At 69.6% G+C, this 18,841-nt stretch carries 16 protein-coding genes; 12 read left to right on the top strand and 4 right to left on the bottom strand.

The window, feature by feature from the left end:
- Nucleotides 1-77: 77 nt before the first annotated feature.
- On the top strand, nucleotides 78-1,415 hold the full coding sequence (locus CXQ92_RS03415) for an MFS transporter (RefSeq protein WP_104165282.1): 1,338 nt from the start codon (nucleotides 78-80) through the stop codon (nucleotides 1,413-1,415).
- A 14-nt stretch (nucleotides 1,416-1,429) separates the two neighbouring features.
- On the opposite strand, the gene CXQ92_RS03410 is transcribed toward CXQ92_RS03415, so the two are convergent.
- The 3 genes from CXQ92_RS03410 to CXQ92_RS03400 form a co-directional block, all read right to left on the bottom strand.
- Nucleotides 1,430-2,965 (bottom strand): arsenic transporter, encoded by a 1,536-nt coding sequence (locus CXQ92_RS03410; RefSeq protein ID WP_104165280.1) that lies wholly within the window; start codon nucleotides 2,963-2,965, stop codon nucleotides 1,430-1,432.
- Between the two features lie 81 nt (nucleotides 2,966-3,046).
- The gene (locus tag CXQ92_RS03405) at nucleotides 3,047-3,469 is read right to left on the bottom strand and encodes a low molecular weight phosphatase family protein (RefSeq protein ID WP_219815676.1); all 423 of its coding nucleotides are present in this window, start codon (nucleotides 3,467-3,469) and stop codon (nucleotides 3,047-3,049) included.
- Nucleotides 3,470-3,512: 43 nt separating this feature from the next.
- Complete coding sequence (locus CXQ92_RS03400) at nucleotides 3,513-3,797, bottom strand: helix-turn-helix transcriptional regulator (protein WP_258069789.1); 285 nt, start codon at nucleotides 3,795-3,797, stop codon at nucleotides 3,513-3,515.
- Between the two features lie 292 nt (nucleotides 3,798-4,089).
- Between CXQ92_RS03400 and CXQ92_RS03395 the strand changes: the two genes are divergently transcribed.
- The 5 genes from CXQ92_RS03395 (at nucleotide 4,090) to CXQ92_RS03375 (ending at nucleotide 8,623) form a co-directional block, all read left to right on the top strand.
- Nucleotides 4,090-4,560 carry an arsenate reductase ArsC gene (locus tag CXQ92_RS03395; protein ID WP_104165276.1) on the top strand — a complete coding sequence of 157 codons (471 nt, stop codon included), beginning with the start codon at nucleotides 4,090-4,092 and terminating at the stop codon, nucleotides 4,558-4,560.
- Nucleotides 4,561-4,619: 59 nt separating this feature from the next.
- Nucleotides 4,620-5,606, top strand: a complete 987-nt coding sequence (trxB, locus tag CXQ92_RS03390) for a thioredoxin-disulfide reductase (protein ID WP_104165274.1) — start codon at nucleotides 4,620-4,622, stop codon at nucleotides 5,604-5,606.
- Nucleotides 5,599-7,023: an FAD-dependent oxidoreductase gene (locus CXQ92_RS03385; RefSeq protein ID WP_104165273.1), complete on the top strand. Its 1,425-nt coding sequence runs from the start codon at nucleotides 5,599-5,601 to the stop codon at nucleotides 7,021-7,023. The genes trxB and CXQ92_RS03385 overlap by 8 nt, the downstream gene beginning before the upstream one ends.
- 84 nt (nucleotides 7,024-7,107) lie before the next feature.
- Nucleotides 7,108-7,758, top strand: coding sequence for a low molecular weight phosphatase family protein (locus tag CXQ92_RS03380; protein WP_104165271.1), 651 nt, complete (start codon nucleotides 7,108-7,110; stop codon nucleotides 7,756-7,758).
- Nucleotides 7,759-7,828: 70 nt separating this feature from the next.
- Entirely contained in the window at nucleotides 7,829-8,623 is a 795-nt protein-coding gene (locus tag CXQ92_RS03375) for an SDR family oxidoreductase (protein WP_104165269.1), read from the top strand.
- Between the two features lie 40 nt (nucleotides 8,624-8,663).
- Here the strand turns inward: CXQ92_RS03375 and CXQ92_RS03370 are convergent, their stop codons facing one another.
- Complete coding sequence (locus tag CXQ92_RS03370) at nucleotides 8,664-9,992, bottom strand: cytochrome P450 (protein WP_104165267.1); 1,329 nt, start codon at nucleotides 9,990-9,992, stop codon at nucleotides 8,664-8,666.
- Between the two features lie 394 nt (nucleotides 9,993-10,386).
- Between CXQ92_RS03370 and ileS the strand changes: the two genes are divergently transcribed.
- From ileS to CXQ92_RS03340, 6 genes are all read left to right on the top strand, one after another.
- Nucleotides 10,387-13,695, top strand: a complete 3,309-nt coding sequence (gene ileS, locus CXQ92_RS03365; RefSeq protein WP_104165265.1) for an isoleucine--tRNA ligase — start codon at nucleotides 10,387-10,389, stop codon at nucleotides 13,693-13,695.
- Nucleotides 13,688-15,091, top strand: a complete 1,404-nt coding sequence (locus CXQ92_RS03360; protein ID WP_104165263.1) for a folylpolyglutamate synthase/dihydrofolate synthase family protein — start codon at nucleotides 13,688-13,690, stop codon at nucleotides 15,089-15,091. Before ileS ends, CXQ92_RS03360 begins: the two co-directional genes overlap by 8 nt.
- 8 nt (nucleotides 15,092-15,099) lie before the next feature.
- Nucleotides 15,100-15,546, top strand: coding sequence for a DUF4233 domain-containing protein (locus CXQ92_RS03355; protein ID WP_258069687.1), 447 nt, complete (start codon nucleotides 15,100-15,102; stop codon nucleotides 15,544-15,546).
- A 70-nt stretch (nucleotides 15,547-15,616) separates the two neighbouring features.
- Nucleotides 15,617-16,033, top strand: a complete 417-nt coding sequence (gene ndk / locus CXQ92_RS03350) for a nucleoside-diphosphate kinase (RefSeq protein WP_104165259.1) — start codon at nucleotides 15,617-15,619, stop codon at nucleotides 16,031-16,033.
- Nucleotides 16,034-16,094: 61 nt separating this feature from the next.
- The gene (locus CXQ92_RS03345; protein WP_104165258.1) at nucleotides 16,095-17,060 is read left to right on the top strand and encodes an aldo/keto reductase; all 966 of its coding nucleotides are present in this window, start codon (nucleotides 16,095-16,097) and stop codon (nucleotides 17,058-17,060) included.
- Between the two features lie 287 nt (nucleotides 17,061-17,347).
- On the top strand, nucleotides 17,348-18,832 hold the full coding sequence (locus tag CXQ92_RS03340; RefSeq protein ID WP_104165256.1) for an MFS transporter: 1,485 nt from the start codon (nucleotides 17,348-17,350) through the stop codon (nucleotides 18,830-18,832).
- The last annotated feature ends 9 nt before the right edge of the window (nucleotides 18,833-18,841 follow it).

Below are 18,841 nucleotides of genomic sequence, written 5' to 3'. Positions count from 1 at the left end.
CCGGCTGGTCGATAGGGTCGAAGCAAGCACACGGCACAGACCTTCGACCCACACGTACTCCGCAGGAAAGACAACCGATGCCCGCAGTCAACGGGGCCACCACAGCACGTGCACTACCGACAACAACTCCCCGCCGCTCATGGTGGGGAGTTGTTGCCGCCGGAGCGCTCATCAGCGCCGCCACAGCACCCGGACAGACCGCCGGCCTGTCCCCGCTCACCGACCCGCTCATCGAGGAGCTCGGGATGTCCCGCACGGACATCTCCTTCAGCTACCTCCTCGGCACTCTCGCCGGCGCCGTTGCGTTGCCGTTCATCGGTCGCGGCATCGACAGGTGGGGTGCCCGGAAGGTCATTCTTGTTGCAGTGACCGCATTCGCCATCGCCCTGCTGGGTTTGAGCTTCGTCAGCGACATCTATGGGCTCACTGCGGGCTTCGTGATCCTGCGCATGGCCGGGCAGGGAACGCTGACCCTCGCGGCGACCACTGCCGTCGTCAAGGCCATCCACCACCGGCGCGGGCTCGCCGTCGGACTGGTCTCCGCAATCGGGTCCGCCGGGATCTCCCTGACCCCGATCCTCGTCGAACGTCTTGTCAGCAGCGGTGGCATCGCCCTGGCTTGGCGTATCCAATCCATTGCCGTGCTCGTCATCGTCCTGCCGATGATCCTGTTCCTGCCCCGCCACCAGGACCACCCGCAACCGCATCCGCTGACTCGACCGTTGCACGCACTGCCGACACCGCAGGCGATGTCGGCCGAGCCCGACGTCGAACATCAACCGTCATCAGGTTCTACCGTGTGGGCGACGAAGGACGCCGTCCGAACACCGATTTTCTGGGTCATCGCCGCAGCGTTAGCGGCCACCGGCATGCTGTCGACCGCCCTGGCCTTCCATCAGGTGTCCATCCTCACCACTCAGGGGCTGAGCACCACCGAAGCGGCCGCGAACTTCATCCCGCAGACCGTCACCGCGATCCTCGCGACCCTGACCGTCGGTGCGGTGGCACACAGGCTCGATCCGCGCCACGCGCTCACGGGATCCATGGGGCTTCTCGCCGCAGCGCTCTGCTTCCTGCCCCTGATCACCGGCTTCGGCCTCGCCGTCGTCTACGGGCTCATCCTGGGCGCCGCCGGCGGTGCGATCCGCGCCATCGAACCGATCGCTCTCGCGCACTACTTCGGCACGGACAGCATCGGCGGCATCCGCGGCATCATCACCTCGATCAATGTCGGCTCCAGCCCTCGGCCCGGTCCTCTTCTCCATCGGCCGCGACATCACCGGCAGCTACACAGCCCCCAGCCTGATCGCCGCGCTCATCCCCGTCACGGTCGGGACGGTCGCTCTGTGCTGCCCTACGCCGGGCGGTCCTGGCGTCCACCGGACGACGTGACGCCTGCCCCATACCTGGCCTGAAATGCGCAGGAGGGTCAGACGCCGACGACGGTGAGCCATCCCGCGAGCGCGAGCAGGGTGATGACGAGGACCGGGATGGTGAGCACGATGCCGGTGCGGAAGTACTGGCCCCAGCCGATGTGGATGCCCTTGCGGTCCAGGACGTGGAGCCACAGGAGGGTCGCGAGGCTGCCGATGGGTGTGATCTTCGGGCCGAGGTCGGAGCCGATGACGTTGGCGTAGATCATCGCCTCCTGCGTGAGGCCGGTGGCGCCGGCGGACCCGATCGCGAGGGACGCGATGAGGACGGTGGGCATGTTGTTCATCAGGGACGCGAGGACAGCGACGATGACACCGACGCCCAGGGCGGTGATCAGGACGCCGTTGGAACCGACGGCCGAGAAGACGCCGGCCAGCTCGTCGGTGAGGCCCTGGTTCCGCAGCCCGTACACGACGAGGTACATGCCGAGGGAGAACAGGACGACCTGCCAGGGCGCTTCCCTCAGGATCCGCGGCACCGAGATCCGGGCCGCCGGAGCGGGCACCGCCGCTGTCCCGTCAGCCGACGCCTGCAGGTCTCCGTTGGCGTCGGCGGGGCCCGCGTGGGAGGCAGCGGATGCGAGGGGGCCGGTCGTGGTCCGGCGCCCGATCCCCGCGGTCTCGTAGTCGAGGTCTTCCGCCCGATCCGCGGCGTGCGGTGATCCCGGTGCTCCGTGCTGCGTGTCGGGGGCGCCGACGAGGGTGCTCGTGCGCGGGAAGAGGAAGGCGGGTCGGCGGGAAGCGACGATCATGAGGACGACGGCGCCGAGGCCGGCGACGGCGGAGAGCGGGATGTGCAGGGGTTCCGCGGCGAAGTAACCGATCAGCAGGACACCGAGGACCACCCACCCGGTCCTGAAGGTCAGGGGGTCCGCAATCGCGGATCTCGGGGTCGCGAGGACGGCGACGTCGTAGTGGCGCGGGATGGCCTTCCGGAAGAACAGGAGGAGGACCCCGAGGCTGGCGGCGACCGACACGAGGCCGACCGGGACCATGACGAGCGCGTAGCGGGCGAAGCTGATGTCGAAGAAGTCCGCGGTGACGATGTTCACCAGGTTCGACACGACCAGGGGGAGGCTGCCGGCGTCGGCGATGAACCCGCACGCGATGACGAACGCGAGGGACGCCCTGGCCGGGAACCTCAGGGCGAGCAGCATCTGGATGACGATCGGGGTGAGGATCAGCGCCGCTCCGTCGTTGGCGAACACTGCCGCGATCGCTGCTCCGAGCAGGACGATCAGGGTGAACAGCAGGTGGCCGTTGCCCCGCCCCCACCGGGCGACATGCAGCGCGGCCCAGGTGAAGAATCCGGACTCGTCGAGGATCAGCGAGATGATCACGATCGCCACGAACGCGAAGGTCGCGTTCCAGACGATGTCCCACACGATGGGGATGTCCGACAGGCTCACGACGGTGGTGAGGAGCGCGACCGCGGCCCCGCCGAGAGCGGACCAGCCGATGCCGAGGCCCTTGGGTTGCCAGATGACGAGGGTCAGGGTGGCGAGGAAGATCAGGATGGCGACCACGGTCATGGCAGCAGGACTCCTAGCAGGAGGAACTCACGAAAGAACCAGGGCAGGGACGAGCGGGGAAGTGCAGCAGGCGGGGGAGCGCTACGGGGTGGTGAGGGTGGCGTGCAGGGCGGTGACGCGTGCCAGGATGTCGTCGCGGACCAGGCGCATGCGGTCGATGCCGTCGATCCCGCGTTCGCTGGGCTCGTCGGTGGTCCACCGTTCGTAGCGTGTGCCGTCGACCTCGTCGATCTGCGCTTCGGGGCCGAGGATCACGACGACGTCCGCCCGGCCCTGGTCCTCGGCGGTGACCTGGCGCGGGGTGTTCCGGCTGATGTCGACCCCGACCTCGGCCAGGACCTCGGCGGAGAGGGCATTGACGGCGGAGCCCGGCTTCGACCCCGCTGACGCCGTCGTCACCGAGTCGCCGGCGACCTTGTCCATGAGGCCGGCCGCCATCTGGGACTTGCCGCCGTTCTTGACGCAGACGAACAGGACGGAGGGCTTGTCCGCTTTGAAGCTCACAGGGGTCTCGATTCGTGGTGGAGGGCAGCGGCGTGAGGGGGTGTCACCGGGTCTCGATGAGGACGCCGGCGAGGGAGTTCAGGGCCCCGGGCACCAGGGAGTAGTACGCCCAGACACCTCGCTTCTCGCGGTGCAGGATGCCGGCGTCGACGAGGATCTTCAGGTGATGGGACACCGTCGGCTGGCCGAGATCCAACGGCTCGGTGAGGTCACACACGCACGCCTCGTTGGCGGCGCTCGCCGAGATGAGCGAGACCAGGCGCAGCCGGTTCGGGTCGGCGACGGCCTTGAACTGCTTCGCGAGTTCCTCGGCGCGATCCGCACTCATCGCAGGAGTCCCGGAAGGCACGCAGCAGCGACCCTCCTCGGTTGCGCCGGGGAGCGAGGCGGGGGCCGGTTCGGTTGCTGCGAGGCCCGCTGTTCCGGGCTCGGAGATGGTGGTCATGGGCTCAGCATACCTGTGCATTGACATTCATCGATGTATTTCCGCATACTCGACATCGAAGCCAGTCGATCTTTGGTGGGATGCCGGTACACGAGGTGTCGGACCCGGGGCTCGGCTCCTCCTCTCCATCCAGACGCCCGGCCCTCCGGCACGAGGCGAAGAAGCAAGGACCATCATGAGCACCGAGACAGCAGCTACGACGACCGCCGATCACAGGAAGCCCTCGGTCCTGTTCGTCTGCGTCCACAACGCCGGGCGGTCACAAATGGCTGCCGCGTACCTGAGCCACTTGTCCGAGGGGCGCATCGAGGTCCTCTCCGCCGGTTCGCAGCCCGCCGACCAGGTCAATCCCTCCGCGGTCGAGGCGATGAAGGAGGAGGGCATCGACATCACCGCCGAGACCCCGAAGATCCTCACCACCGACGCCGTGAAGGCCTCCGACGTCGTGGTCACCATGGGCTGCGGGGACGAGTGCCCCTACTTCCCCGGCAAGCGGTACGAGGACTGGGTCCTCGAGGATCCGGCAGGCAAGGGTGTCGACTCGGTCCGTCCCATCCGCGACGAGATCAAGGGACGCATCCAGCAGCTCATCCGCGAACTACTGCCCACCGGCGCCGGAACACCGGGCACCAGTACCACGGCCTGACCTCGCCGCAGCACATGGAGCGGCACACCAGCACGACCCCCGATTCGAGAGGCACTGCCATGACGGACGTCCAGAGCGAGAAGATCATCGTCGTGGGCTCCGGCCCCGCCGGGTACACGGCGGCGATCTATGCCGCCCGGGCCGGCCTGGCGCCCAGGGTCATCGCGGGTGCCGTCACCGCGGGTGGGTCGCTGATGAACACGACGGAGGTCGAGAACTTCCCCGGCTTCACCAGCGGTATCCAGGGCCCCGAGTTGATGGAGAATCTCCGCCGGCAGGCCGAACGCTTCGGCGCCGTGATCGAGTACGACGACGCCGCGAGCGTGGAGCTGACCGGGAACCTCAAGACCGTCACCACCCTCAGCGGCACGACGTACCAGGCGCCCGCGGTGATCCTCGCCACCGGCTCCGCCTACAGGGAACTCGGCCTGCCCGACGAGAAGCGCCTGTCCGGCCGGGGCGTGTCCTGGTGCGCGACCTGCGACGGGTTCTTCTTCCGCGGCAAGGACATCATCGTCGTCGGCGGCGGGGACTCCGCCATGGAGGAAGCCCTGTTCCTCACCCGCTTCGCGGACACGGTCACCGTCGTCGTCCGCGGTTCTGCGCTGCGTGCGTCGAAGATCATGGCGCAGCGGGCCCTGGACAACGAGAGGATCCGCTTCGAATACACCAGTGCCATCACCGCCATCCATGGGGATGCGAAAGTCACCGGCGTCACCCTCTCGGATACCGTGACCGGTGATGCCCGCACCATGGCTGTGACCGGGATCTTCGTGGCCATCGGCCACCTTCCGCGCACGGATCTCGTCGACGGACAGGTCACCCTCGACGACGACGGGTACATCGTCGTCGACTCGCCCACGACCCTCACGAACCTCCACGGCGTCTTCGCCTGCGGCGACGCCGTGGATCACCGGTACCGGCAGGCCATCACCGCCGCAGGCTCCGGCTGCGCCGCAGCCCTGGACGCCGAACGGTACCTCGCCGCACTCGAGGACGCCCCCAGCATCGCCACCGCACTCATCGAGGAGACCGCCCATGCCTGACATCACCGACGCATCGACCACCATCGCGACCGACCTCCCGGTCGCTGTCATCGGCGCCGGACCGATCGGCCTGTCCGCGGCGGCCAACCTCCTCGAGCGGGGGCTCACCCCGATCGTCTTCGAACAGGGCGACAGCGTCGGTGCCTCGATCCGGCAGTGGGCTCACATCCGCCTGTTCTCGCCCTGGCAGTACGACATCGACCCCGCAGCCCGTCGCCTGCTCGAGCCCACCGGATGGGCCGAGCCACGCCGGACCGCCCTGCCGTACGGGCGTGACCTGGTGGAGTCCTATCTCGAACCCCTCGCCGCCGTCCCGGCCATCGCCCGGACGCTGCGGTTCGACAGCACCGTCACGGCCGTCACCCGGCTGGGGATGGACAAGACCCGCACCCAGGGCCGCGATACGACGCCCTTCCTCGTCCGAGTCACCGGCCCCGAGGGCACCATCGATCACACGGTGCGTGCCGTCATCGATGCGTCCGGCACGTGGGGTCAGCCCAACCCGCTCGGCCAGGCAGGACTGCAGGCACCCGGCGAGGACGCCGTGGCCCACCTCGTCACCTCCGCGCTGCCCGACGTCGTCGGAACCGAGCGGGCGCGCTTCGCGGGGAAGACGACGATGGTCGTCGGCGCGGGGCACTCGGCCGCCAACACGCTGATCAATCTCGGTCAGGTCGCCGGGAACGAGCCCGGCACCAGGATCCTGTGGGCCGTCCGTGGCAGCGGATCGGCCCAGCGCCTCTACGGCGGCGGGGACCTCGACGGGCTGCCCGCCCGGGGCGCCCTCGGTAGCCGCCTGAAGACCCTCGTCGGCGACGGCGTCGTCGAACTGGTCACGGACTTCACCGTCACCGGCCTCGCCCGACGTGGAACGCGTCTCGCCGTGACGGCGTCGACGCCGGACGGCGACCGCACCGTCGAGGTCGACGTCCTCGTCCCGGCCACCGGATTCCGCCCGGACCTCGGGATGCTGCGCGAACTCCGGCTCGAACTGGACCCCGCAGTGGAAGCACCGCGGGCGCTCGGGCCGCTGATCGACCCGGAGTTCCACTCCTGCGGGACGGTCCCCGCCCACGGCGCGGACGTCCTGGCGCACCCGGAGAAGGATTTCTACCTGGTCGGCATGAAGTCCTACGGACGGGCCCCCACCTTCCTGCTGGCCACCGGATACGAGCAGGTCCGCTCCGTCGCCGCGGCGCTCGCCGGCGACACCGAGGCCGCGTCCCGTCTCCAGCTCGAGCTGCCCGAGACGGGAGTCTGCAGCACCGACCTCGGGGGATCCTGCGACACCCCTGCTGCCGCGGCGACGGAACCCGAGGGCACTGCCGATGCCGGATGCTGCGGCGTACCGCAACTCGTCAGCATCGGCTTCCCCACCGGGACCGCCCACGGGCGGTCGGGTGACCCTGACTACTGATCCGCCTCACAGCGGGCAGGGGGACAGGAGAGAAACCGGCGGGCGGCCCCGCCTGCCGGTCAGTGCACCAGAAAGGACAGCGCGATGAGCACGTCACCGATCCCTGAGGCCCCTACCGGCAGCCATGAGCACCTCCTCCACCGCATCTCCGACGAACTCGCCGCATCCTTCGACGGAGTGTTCGGTCCCGAGATGGTCGAGCGCTACGTCTTCGAGTCCTACACGGCTCTCGCCCGTACAGCGAAGGTCAGGACCTACCTGCCGATCATCACGCGTCGATTTGCCCGCGATCGTCTCTCCGCGCTCGCCCACGCCGAGGGCAAGCGGCCCAGCGGAGTCCCGGAGGTCCTCTTCGTCTGCGTCCAGAATGCCGGACGCTCGCAGATGGCTGCGGCCCTGCTGAAGGACCTGACCCGGGGATCGATCAACGTCCGCTCCGCCGGATCGATGCCGGCCGAGCACCTCGACGGGAACGTCGTCACCGCCATGCAGGAGATCGGACTCGACCTCGGTGAGGAGTTCCCGAAGCCCCTGACCGACGACGTGGTGCGGGCAGCGGACGTCGTGATCACCATGGGGTGTGGAGACACCTGTCCCATCTACCCGGGGAAGAAGTACGAGGACTGGCAGATCTCGGATCCGGCGACGATGGACCTGGACGGAGTGCGCACCGTCCGCGAGGTGCTCACGACGCGCGTCCGGAACCTCGCCTCCACGCTGGTCACCGTGCCCTGACCGGCACGGGGTCGAGCCCGGTGCAGGCGCGGCACGGGTGTGCCCGGCCCCCACTGGCTACAGTGGGCCCATGACCGAGACATCCAGGGCGCCGCTCGGCGCCCCCGCTGACCCAGCCCCTTCCGCCCTGCGCGCGATCGTCACCGGCGCCAGTTCCGGGATCGGCGCCGCCACCGTCCGCGCCCTCCGCCGGGACGGCTGGGACGTGGTGGCAGCCGCCCGACGGCTCGACCGCCTGCAGGCGCTCGCCGAAGAGACCGGGGCGACGCCGTTGGCCCTCGACGTCACCGACCAGGCGTCCGTGGACGCCTTCACGGCCGAGGTCACGGCGACCGGCCCGGTCCATGCGCTGGTCAACAACGCCGGGGGTGCCTTCGGAACGGAGCGGGTGGCCGAGGCCAGGACCGAGGACTGGGAGTGGATGTACGATGTGAACGTGCTCGGCTCCATGCGCATGACCCGGGCGCTGCTCCCGGCGTTGCGCGACGGCGGCCAGGGGAGCGTCCTGTTCCTGACGTCCACGGCGGCGCTCGCACCCTACGAGGGCGGCGCCGGATACTGCGGCGTGAAAGCGGCGCAGGAGTCGATGGCCCGCTCGCTCCGCCTCGAGGAGGCCGAGCACAACGTCCGCGTCATCGAGGTGTCCCCGGGCATGGTGCGCACCGAGGAGTTCTCCCTCAACCGGCTCGGCGGCGACCAGGGCGCGGCCGACCAGGTCTACGCCGGGGTCGAGTACCCCCTGACCGCCGACGACGTGGCTGCCGCCGTCGCGTTCACGCTCAATGCGCCGCACCACCTGAACATCGACCACCTCGTCCTCCGGCCGCTCGCCCAGGCCGCCAACCACAAGGTCCTCCGCGCCTGAGTCCCGAACGGACAGCGCAGATCCTGTCCTGGGGCGATGGTCAGGCCCTGGGAGAGACGCCCAGCCGGACGCTGTAGTTGTCCATGGTCCCCGGCAGGGGTCGGGCCGGGTCGAGTGCCTGCCCTGCCTCCACCTGGAAGTCGTGTCCCGCCACGAGCGCCGCCAGGGCAGCGCTCGTCACGAGCAGCACCAGCTGCTTGCCCGGGCAGACCACCGGTCCGCCGCTGAAGGGAACCAGCGGCCAGCCGTCGTCCTCCTCGGTCAGCCAGCGCTCGGGCGAGAAGCTGTGCGCGCTGCGCAGGGAACGCTCGTCCCGGTGGAAGTACGGCGCGTAGATCAGGACGCCGCAATCGGCCGGCATCAGCCCCTGCTCCCACTGCACCGGCTGCGTCGTCTGCCGGAGGATCATCGGGGTGGTGGGCCACAGGCGCAGCGACTCGAGGATGCCGGCCCGCAGGTAGGGGAGGAGCCGGCGTCCCGAGGTGTCGCCGTCGACCTCCCGCCGAGCCGCGGCCATCGCCTCCGGATGGGTGGCGAGTACGGTCAGGGCACGGAACGTCGCCATGCCGGCGGGATCGAACGCGAAGAGCCACTGTGGTACCTGGTCGGCGGGCTCCGCGCCGTCGCCCTTGGGCGCGCCGGCCATCACGGAGGCGAGGCTTCCCGGCTCGGCGTTCGCGAGTTCCTCGTTGATCCGCGCCAGGAAGCGCCGGCGCGTCTTCTTCCGCACCGGCTTCATGAACGCCCAGTTCCCGTCCTTGCGCAGCCGGATCACCATGCCCGTGAGGTCCTTGTCATCGCGCGCGTGGTCGCCGAACACCACGCGCCGCACCACCCGGTACCACGCGTCCTGGAAGTCGTCCCAGGGCAGGGATCCGCTGCGGACGACGTCGGCCAGCACCTGCCGCATCTCCTCCTCCACGACGGGCACGAACCGGTCGGCGAGGTGGTGTACGGGGTGGTCCGTGTCGAGGACCTGTTCCTGCAGGGCGCGGCGCACCGTCCGGAGGGGACCACGCGTGATCAGCACGTTGGAGGGCTGGAAGTGGGAGAGCGCCGCACGCTTCTCGCTGCTGGCCGCGGTGAACGGGTCGGGGGACTGCGCCAGGACGGTGTTGGCGTCGCCCGGCGCCAGGACGATGGCCTGCTTGCGGATCGGCAGCCTCAGCATCAGCGGACCATCCGGGTGCTTGGCATGGATCCTCCTCACGATCCCCGCCGCCCTGGTGTCCAGGTCGAGGCGCGCTGCGAGTCCCACCGCCCACGGGCGCCGGATGATGGGGCCCTTCACGAAGGTCGGCAGGAGCACGCCGAGGAGCAGGCGGGCCGTGTCCGGGGCGGACGCGGTGGGCAGGGCGGGTGATGTCATCCTTCCACCCTGCCAAGCCGCACAGCCCACCACAACGGATTTCGGCGCGTGCGCCGGCGGCACCGGGTGTGCTTCGGCCCTTTCGACAACGATTTCGGAGCCGGGATAGACTGGATGCACAAGCGTCGACCCGGCCATCACCGGTGAGCTTCCGGAAGAAAGGCCGGCCTCCTGCGAGGCGGCCCGTAGAACCGGACGGGGAGCCCGTCACAGCCTGGAAACGAGCGGCAGCCCGGCCCGCGCGACCGCGATGAGCGGAACGGCGGACGACGGCGGCAAGTGAGGTGGTACCGCGGGTCCTGGACCCTCGCGGCCGGTCAGGCAACCGGTGGCGGGAGACAGGTCCCGTCCTCACGGCAGGACTCCTGCACCACCCGACGCCGCCGCACACAGGATGAGACCCATGCCGCAGATCTACCCCAAAGCAGTGTCGCCCGACGACGGCGGCACCCCCTCCGCCGGGACCAGCGCCTCCCCGCGCTTCCCCGAGCTCGAAGAGCGAGTCCTCCGCTACTGGCAGGAGGACGGCACCTTCCAGGCGTCCATCGACCACCGCGACGCCGGCGTCGACGGTTCCAACGAGTTCGTGTTCTACGACGGACCGCCGTTCGCCAATGGCCTGCCGCACTACGGCCACCTCCTCACGGGCTACGCCAAGGACCTGGTGGGCCGCTACCAGACGCAGCGCGGACGCCGCGTGGAGCGGCGCTTCGGCTGGGACACGCACGGTCTGCCCGCCGAACTCGAGGCGATGAAGCAGCTCGGCATGACCGACAAGCAGCAGATCCTCGCGATGGGCATCGACAAGTTCAACGACGCCTCCCGCGCGTCCGTCATGAAGTACGCGGGGGAGTGGCGCGACTACGTGACCCGCCAGGCGCGCTGGGTCGATTTCGACAACGACTACAAGACGCTCAACCCCGAGTACATGGAGTCCGTCCTCTGGGCCTTCAAGACCCTGCACCAGAAGGGCCTCACCTACAACGGCTACCGCGTGCTGCCGTACTGCTGGAACGACGAGACGCCGCTGTCCAACCACGAGCTGCGCATGGACGAGGACGTCTACCAGGACCGCCAGGACCAGACCGTCACGGTCACGTTCCCCATCCTCCCCGGTGACTCGGCCCTCTCGCAGGACCTCGCCGGTGTGCAGGCCCTCGCCTGGACCACCACGCCCTGGACCCTGCCCACCAACGCGGCGCTCGCGGTCGGACCGGACATCAGCTACGTCGTCGTCGAGGGCCGGCGCGAGGACGAGGGCGGGCGGTACCTGATCGCCGAGGAGCTCCTCGGCCACTACGCCAAGGACCTCGGCTTCGCCGATGCCGCGGCCGCGCGCGACGCCGTCACCTCCCGCCACCTCGGCACCGAGCTCGCAGGCCTCACCTACCAGCCGCTCTGGGACTACCTCGCGGACCCGGAGGAGGGCGGTTACCGCAACGCCTTCCGCATCCTCGCCGCGGACTACGTCACCACCACCGACGGCACCGGCCTCGTCCACCAGGCGCCCGCCTACGGCGAGGAGGACCAGAAGATCTGCGAGGAGGCCGGCATCCAGGTGATCCTCTCGGTCGACGAGGGCGCGAAGTTCCTGCCCATGTTCGGCAAGGGACCGCTCGCGGAGATCGTGGGCCTGCAGGTTTTCGAGGCCAACCGGCACATCACGCGTGTCCTGAAGTCCGAGGGGCGCCTGGTGCGCCAGTCCAGCTACGTCCACAGCTACCCCCACTGCTGGCGCTGCCGCAACCCGCTGATCTACCGCGCCGTGTCCTCCTGGTACGTCGAGGTGACCAAGATCCGCGACCGCATGGTGGAACTGAACCAGGACATCACCTGGATCCCCGGGAACGTCAAGGACGGCCAGTTCGGCAAATGGCTCTCCAACGCGCGCGACTGGTCCATCAGCCGCAACCGCTTCTGGGGCAGCCCCATCCCCGTGTGGGAGTCGGACGACCCCGAGTACCCGCGCACCGACGTCTACGGGTCGCTGGCCGAGCTGCAGGCCGACTTCGGGCGCCTGCCCCTGAACAAGCAGGGCGAGGTGGACCTCCACCGGCCCTTCATCGACGAGCTCACGCGCCCCAACCCGGACGACCCGACCGGTCGCTCCACCATGCGGCGCGTCGAGGACGTCCTCGACGTCTGGTTCGACTCCGGGTCCATGCCCTACGGCCAGGTGCACTACCCGTTCGAGAACGGGCAGTGGTTCGACACGCACAACCCGGCCGACTTCATCGTCGAGTACATCGGGCAGACCCGCGGCTGGTTCTACATGCTGCACATCCTGTCCACGGCCCTGTTCGACAGGCCCGCGTTCCGCAACGTCATCAGCCACGGGATCGTGCTCGGCTCCGACGGGCAGAAGATGTCCAAGAGCCTGCGCAACTACCCGGACGTCTCCGAGGTCTTCGACCGGGACGGCTCCGACGCGATGCGCTGGTTCCTCATGGCCTCCCCGATCCTCCGTGGCGGGAACCTCGTTGTGACCGAGCAGGGTATCCGCGACGGTGTCCGCCAGGTGATCCTGCCGCTGTGGAACGTGTGGCACTTCTTCAGCCTCTACACCAACGCGGCGAACGGCGGCGAGGGCTACGAGGCCAGGACGGTGACGCCGGAGGCGGCCGCGCTCCTGAACGAGCCGATCGACCGCTACATCCTCGCCAACACGGGGAACCTCGTCCGCGACCTCACCGGGGCGCTCGACGCCTTCACGATCAGCGACGCCTGCGAGTCACTGCGCCGGTACCTGGACACCCTCACCAACTGGTACGTGCGCCGCAGCCGCCAGCGCTTCTTCGACGAGGACACCGACGCGTTCGACGTCCTCTACACGTGCCTCGAGGCCGTCTGCCGGGTCGCCGCCCCGCTGCTGCCCCTCGTCACCGAGGAGATCTGGCGCGGCCTCACCGGCGGCCGGTCCGTCCACCTCACCGACTGGCCCGACACGGCGTCGTTCCCGGCCGCCCCGGAGCTCGTGGAGCAGATGGACCGCACGCGGTCCGTCTGCTCCGTCGGCTCCAGCCTGCGGAAGGCGGCGAACCTCCGGGTGCGGCTCCCGCTCCGGGAGCTCACCGTCGTCGCGCCCGGCGCCGCGGACCTCGCCGGGCAGTACGCGACGATCATCGCCGACGAGCTGAACCTCAAGGGCGTGCGCCTCGTGGACGCGGCCGATGCCGAGCCGGCCGAGTTCGGCATCACCCAGCGGCTCGTGGTCAACGCCCGCGCGGCAGGACCACGCCTCGGCAAGAACGTGCAGACGGTGATCAAGGCCTCGAAGTCCGGGGACTGGCAGGTCGACGACGACGGCGGCGTCACCGCGGGCGGCCTCGCCCTCGAGCCGCACGAGTACACCCTCGACACGGTGGTGGAGGGCAACGATGCCGCCTCGAAGGCGGTGACGGTCCTGCCCGGCGGCGGGTTCCTGGTGCTGGACACCGAGGTGACCGCCGAGCTGGCTGCGGAGGGGACGGCCCGCGATGCGATCCGCGCCATCCAGCAGGCACGCCGCGACGCCGATCTCGACATCAGCGACCGCATCCGGACCACCGTCGGCGTCGCCGCCGAGCAGGTCGGCGCGCTCGAGGCGAACGCCGGACTGATCCAGGCCGAGACCCTGACCCTCGAGCTGCGCATCGAGGCCGTCGCCGACGCGGGCGACGAATTCACCATCACTGTCGAGAAGCAGGAGCAGCAGCATGGATGACACGACCGGCATCGACGGCACCGACGGCACGGGGAGCAGCGCCGAACTGGACGCCTTCTCGGTCGAGAGCGTGTACGCGGAGCTCCTCGGGCGTGCCCCGGAGAACAGGATGGAGCCGCGCCTGGCGCCGCTCCACCGGGCGATGGAGATCCTGGGCGAGCCCAACAAGGCGTTCCCGATCATCCACATCACCGGTACCAACGGGAAGACCTCGACCGCGCGCATGATCGAGAGCATCCTGCTGGCGCACGATCTGCGGACCGGCCGCTTCACGAGCCCGCACCTCTCGCGGGTCACGGAGCGCATCAGCATCGACGGGGAGCCCGTCCCGGACGAGACGTTCGTCCGGGTCTGGGACGAGATCAAGCCCTACCTGGACATCGTCGACGGTGAACTCCTCGTCGCCGGGGAACCCCGCCTGACCTACTTCGAGTGCGTCACCATCCTCGCGTTCGCGATCTTCGCGGACGAGCCGATCGACGTCGGCGTCATCGAGGTGGGACTCGGCGGGATCACCGACGCCACGAACGTCGGCGACGGACAGGTGGCCGTCGTCACCCCGATCTCCCTCGACCACACGGAGCTCCTCGGCGACACCGTCGAGGACATCGCCCTCGAGAAGGCCGGCATCATCAAGCCCGGCTCCTTCCTGGTCAGCGCGATCCAGCCCCGCGACGCCGCGCAGATCCTCCTCGAGCGGGCCCGCGAGGTCGGGGCGGAGTTCCGCTTCGAAGGGGTCGAGTTCGGCGTCGAATCCCGCACGGTCGCGGTCGGTGGCCAGGTGGTGTCCCTCACCGGGCTCGCCGGCCGCTACGGCGAGCTGCTGGTACCCCTGCACGGCGAGCACCAGGCGGAGAACGCGGCCGTCGCCGTCGCGGCCGTCGAGGCGTTCCTCGGGGGTGGAGAACGCGAGCTGGAGACGGAGCTCGTCCGGAACGGGCTGAGGTCCGTCACCTCGCCCGGCCGCCTCGAGGTGGTCCGGACCGCGCCGAGCATCATCGTGGACGCAGCGCACAACCCCGCCGGGGCGCGGGCCGCGGCGAAGGGCATCAACGAGGCGTTCGACTTCAGCCGGCTCGTCCTCGTCGTCGGAGCGCTGCAGGACAAGGACGTGGCGGGCATGCTGGCCGAACTGCACGAGGAACTCGGCGGCATCCTCGAGGACGTCTGCCTGACGCAGTCGACGTCGCCCCGCTCCGTCCCCGCCGCCGATCTCCTGCAGCCAGCCCTGTCGGCCGGGTTCGCGGAGGAGAACATCACCATCCTCCCCGGGCTCGACGACGCCCTGGAGTGGGCGGTGATGAAGGCCGAGGAGAACAACGACCTCTCCGGGGGCGTCCTCGTGACCGGATCCATCACGGTGGTCGGGGAAACCCGCACGCTCCTGGGAAAGTAGGCCCACGCATGGCACGACGCATGACCAAGGCGCAGCGCGAGTGGCGGCCCGGCATGCCGAAGAAGCGGCGGTCCACGAAGGTCCTGTTCGCCTCGACGGTCCTCTGCCTCGAGGCGTTCGTGGTGTTCTTCGCGACGCTCGCTGTCTTCGGCCTGCGGCGCGACGAGATCTCCCCGGCCCTCATCCTGACCTCCGGGCTCCTCCTCAGCGTGGTGCTGGTGCTTACCTGCGCCGTCCTGACGAGGAAGTGGGGCATCGCGCTCGGCTGGATCCTCCAGCTCGTCCTCATCGCCGGGGGCTTCCTCGAACCCGTCATGTTCGTCGTCGGCCTCGCGTTCGCCCTCACCTGGCTGTACGGGATCCGGCAGGGCATCCGCGTGGACCGCGAGAACGTGGAGCGGGACCGGCTGCAGGCGGAGTGGGAGAGGGCGAACCCCGAAGAGCAGGGCCTTTAGTAGAGTCGACCCCGGTACCAGTTGTTCCATCCGCGCCGTCCGCGACGGCGCACGCACCCCAGGAGTCCCCATGAGCGTTGAGCGCACCCTTGTCCTCGTCAAGCCCGACGGCGTGTCCCGCGGCCTGACCGGTGTCGTCCTGTCCCGCGTCGAGGCGAAGGGCTACACCATCGTCGAACTGAAGCGCGTGCACGCCACCCGCGAGCTGCTCGAGGAGCACTACGCCGAGCACGTCGGGAAGCCGTTCTACGAGCCGCTCGTCGAGTTCATGCTGAGTGGCCCGATCGTCGCCGCCGTCTTCGAGGGCGAGCGCGTCATCGAAGGGTTCCGCTCCGTGGCAGGGACCACGGACCCGACGACGGCGGCGCCCGGCACCATCCGCGGCGACTTCGGCCGCGACTGGGGACTGAAGGTCCAGCAGAACCTCGTGCACGGCTCCGACTCGGCCGAGTCCGCCGCACGGGAGATCGGCATCTGGTTCGCCTGACGCGCGTCCACCGTTGCCCCGGGTCATGTGCCTGGGGCAACGGTGTTGGTAGGTTAGGGGCATGATGACCTATCGCAGACTGGGCTCCTCGGGGCTCAGCGTTTCCACCGTCGGGCTCGGCTGCAACAACCTGGGCCGGGCCGGCACCACCTCCGAGTCGCAGGAGGGTACCGACGCCGTCGTGCATGCAGCGATCGACGCCGGGATCACCCTGTTCGACGTCGCGGACATGTACGGCAGGGCACCGGGCATCAGCGAGGTACAGCTCGGCAAGGCCCTCGGCAGGCGGCGCGACGACGTCGTCCTCGCGACGAAGTTCGGCCTCGACATGGACGGCGTCAACGGACCCGACTGGGGTGCCCGCGGATCCCGCCGCTACATCATCCGCGCAGCCGAGGCCTCCCTGCGGCGCCTCGGCACCGAGTGGATCGACCTGTACCAGTACCACGCGCCGGACACACGGACGCCGATCGAGGAGACCCTCGCGGCCCTCGACGACCTCGTGACGAGCGGCAAGGTGCGCTACCTCGGGCACTCCAACTTCGCAGGCTGGCAGATCGCCGAGGCCGAGTTCACGGCACGCAGCGGCGGGTACACGCCCTTCATCTCCGCGCAGAACCCCTACAACCTGCTGGACCGACGCCTCGAACGCGAGGTGGTCCCCGCCGTCGAGGCCTACGGACTGGGCATCCTGCCGTACTTCCCCCTCGCCAACGGCCTGCTCACCGGCAAGTACCGGCGTGACGAGGTACCCGCCGGCAGCAGACTCACCCACTCACGCAAGAACGTGCTCGAGACAGCGGACTGGGGCCAGCTCGAAGCCTTCGGCGCCTTCGCGGCCGGGCGCGGCCTCACCGAGGTCCAGGTGGCCTTCTCGTGGCTCGCGGCCCAGCCGTCGGTCGGTTCCGTGATCGCGGGCGCCACATCGCCCGAGCAGGTGCGGCAGAACGCGGCGGCAGCCGACTGGACGCCGTCGGACGAGGACCTCGCCGCGCTGGACCGGATCTTCCCGCGCCCGGCAGCCTGAGCCCGATCGGCGGAGCCGCCCGGGACGATCAACACCTATGCCGACCGGTCCGGCGCTGCTGTCCCGGTCGCGGACGACGAAGCCCTCACTCCCGCGGGAGGGCTTCGTGCTCGGCAGGCCGCCCCGTCGGGGTGATGGTCCACCATGCCGCACACAGCCGGCGGCGCGGCACACGATGTACGAGGTCGAAAGCTCAGCCGATCGCACGGCGATGGCATGGGCACGACGACGGTGCCACACTGTTCCCTGTGCCCGCGGCTCGGCGGGGCGTGGACGGATGGTGAACCATGAGCGAGATCCGCGTGAGGACGGCGTCCGGCCGGTGGATCCTCCTGGCAACAGTGCTCGGGTCGGGTATCGCGGGGATCGACGCCACGGTCGTGAACATCGCGTTGCCGACGATCGGCATGGACCTGGGCACGGACTTCGCAGCCCTTCAGTGGATGGTCACGGGATACACCCTGACGCTTGCCTCCTTCATCCTCCTCGGCGGCTCCCTGGGCGACAGGTTCGGGCGCCGGCGTATCTTCATCGTCGGTGTCGTGTGGTTCGCCGTAGCCTCCCTGCTCTGCGGGCTGGCACCGAACGCCGGCCTGCTCATCGCGGCCCGCGCCTTGCAGGGGGTCGGAGGGGCACTGCTCACGCCAGGCAGTCTTGCCATCATCCAGGCCAGCTTCGCCGGTGAGGACCGCGCACGAGCCATCGGCGCCTGGTCCGGACTGGGCGGTGTGGCCACCGCCATCGGACCCTTCCTCGGCGGCTGGCTCGTGGAGAGCGTCTCCTGGCGCTGGATCTTCCTCATCAACGTGCCCATCGCCGCCACCGTCATCTGGATCGCCGCCCGGCACGTCCCCGAGACGCGCGACACCGACGCGACGGGCCGGCTCGATATCGCCGGAGCCGTCCTCGGGGCGCTGGCGCTCGCGGGAACCACCTACGCCCTGATCGAGGCGCCGACCCAAAGGGTCGGCTCTCCAGCGGTCCTCGCGTCAGGAGCCCTCGGCCTCACCGCCGCCGTGGCTTTCCTCGTGGTCGAATGGCGCTCCGAGCATCCGATGCTTCCGTTACGGATCTTCGGTAACCGCCAGTTCAGCGCCGCGAACGCCGTCACCTTCCTCATCTACGCCGTGTTCGGCGGCATCTTCTTCCTGCTCGTCGTCCACCTCCAAGTGGTGGCGGGATTCAGCCCGCTGGCGTCCGGGACCGCCATGCTCCCCATCACGGCTCTGATGCTGGTCCTGTCACCCCGCGCAGGGGCGCTCAGTTCCCGGATCGGGCCGAGGATGCCGATGGCTGTCGGACCACTGCTGTGTGCTGCGGCACTTGTCCTCATGCTACGGATCGGTCCGGGTGCGTCCTACCTTCTGGACGTGCTGCCGTCGGTGATCGTGCTCGGCCTCGGCCTGTCGCTGCTCGTTGCTCCCCTGACATCGACCGCGCTGTCCGCTGTGCCGGAACGCCAGGCCGGGTTGGCCTCCGGCGTGAACAACGCTGTGGCGCGGGCCGCGGGCCTGATGGCAATCGCTGTCCTGCCGGCCGCCGTGGGCCTGACCGGCGACGCCTACAGCAACCCGCAAGTGTTCGAGGCAGGTTTCGACGCCGCCTGCATGATCGGCGCGGTCGTCCTGGTGCTCAGCGGCATTCTTGCGGCTGTCACCATCCGGAACCCCGCCCTGCCGGAGACCGATCATCCGACGCACTGCGCGGTTGACGGCACGCCCGCTGCTCCCGGGGCCCTCCGCGAGGCTCGCAGTGGGGCGGACCGGGCCTGATGTCCCGCT

Source organism: Arthrobacter sp. SX1312 (assembly GCF_002929295.1).
In the GTDB taxonomy this organism is placed as follows: Bacteria; Actinomycetota; Actinomycetes; order Actinomycetales; family Micrococcaceae; genus Arthrobacter_D.
The sequence above is the reverse complement of the archived record's forward strand: the minus strand, read 5'-3'. Positions and strand labels throughout refer to the sequence as shown.

Excerpts from the sequence above, each read along its gene's own strand:
- CXQ92_RS03415 (WP_104165282.1), top strand. The coding sequence starts at position 78 with ATGCCCGCAGTCAACGGGGCCACCACAGCACGTGCACTACCGACAACA.
- CXQ92_RS03410 (WP_104165280.1), bottom strand. The coding sequence starts at position 2,965 with ATGACCGTGGTCGCCATCCTGATCTTCCTCGCCACCCTGACCCTCGTC.
- CXQ92_RS03400 (WP_258069789.1), bottom strand. The coding sequence starts at position 3,797 with ATGAGTGCGGATCGCGCCGAGGAACTCGCGAAGCAGTTCAAGGCCGTC.
- CXQ92_RS03395 (WP_104165276.1), top strand. The coding sequence starts at position 4,090 with ATGAGCACCGAGACAGCAGCTACGACGACCGCCGATCACAGGAAGCCC.
- trxB (WP_104165274.1), top strand. The coding sequence starts at position 4,620 with ATGACGGACGTCCAGAGCGAGAAGATCATCGTCGTGGGCTCCGGCCCC.
- CXQ92_RS03385 (WP_104165273.1), top strand. The coding sequence starts at position 5,599 with ATGCCTGACATCACCGACGCATCGACCACCATCGCGACCGACCTCCCG.
- CXQ92_RS03380 (WP_104165271.1), top strand. The coding sequence starts at position 7,108 with ATGAGCACGTCACCGATCCCTGAGGCCCCTACCGGCAGCCATGAGCAC.
- CXQ92_RS03375 (WP_104165269.1), top strand. The coding sequence starts at position 7,829 with ATGACCGAGACATCCAGGGCGCCGCTCGGCGCCCCCGCTGACCCAGCC.
- CXQ92_RS03370 (WP_104165267.1), bottom strand. The coding sequence starts at position 9,992 with ATGACATCACCCGCCCTGCCCACCGCGTCCGCCCCGGACACGGCCCGC.
- ileS (WP_104165265.1), top strand. The coding sequence starts at position 10,387 with ATGAGACCCATGCCGCAGATCTACCCCAAAGCAGTGTCGCCCGACGAC.
- CXQ92_RS03360 (WP_104165263.1), top strand. The coding sequence starts at position 13,688 with ATGGATGACACGACCGGCATCGACGGCACCGACGGCACGGGGAGCAGC.
- CXQ92_RS03355 (WP_258069687.1), top strand. The coding sequence starts at position 15,100 with ATGGCACGACGCATGACCAAGGCGCAGCGCGAGTGGCGGCCCGGCATG.
- ndk (WP_104165259.1), top strand. The coding sequence starts at position 15,617 with ATGAGCGTTGAGCGCACCCTTGTCCTCGTCAAGCCCGACGGCGTGTCC.
- CXQ92_RS03345 (WP_104165258.1), top strand. The coding sequence starts at position 16,095 with ATGATGACCTATCGCAGACTGGGCTCCTCGGGGCTCAGCGTTTCCACC.
- CXQ92_RS03340 (WP_104165256.1), top strand. The coding sequence starts at position 17,348 with ATGAGCGAGATCCGCGTGAGGACGGCGTCCGGCCGGTGGATCCTCCTG.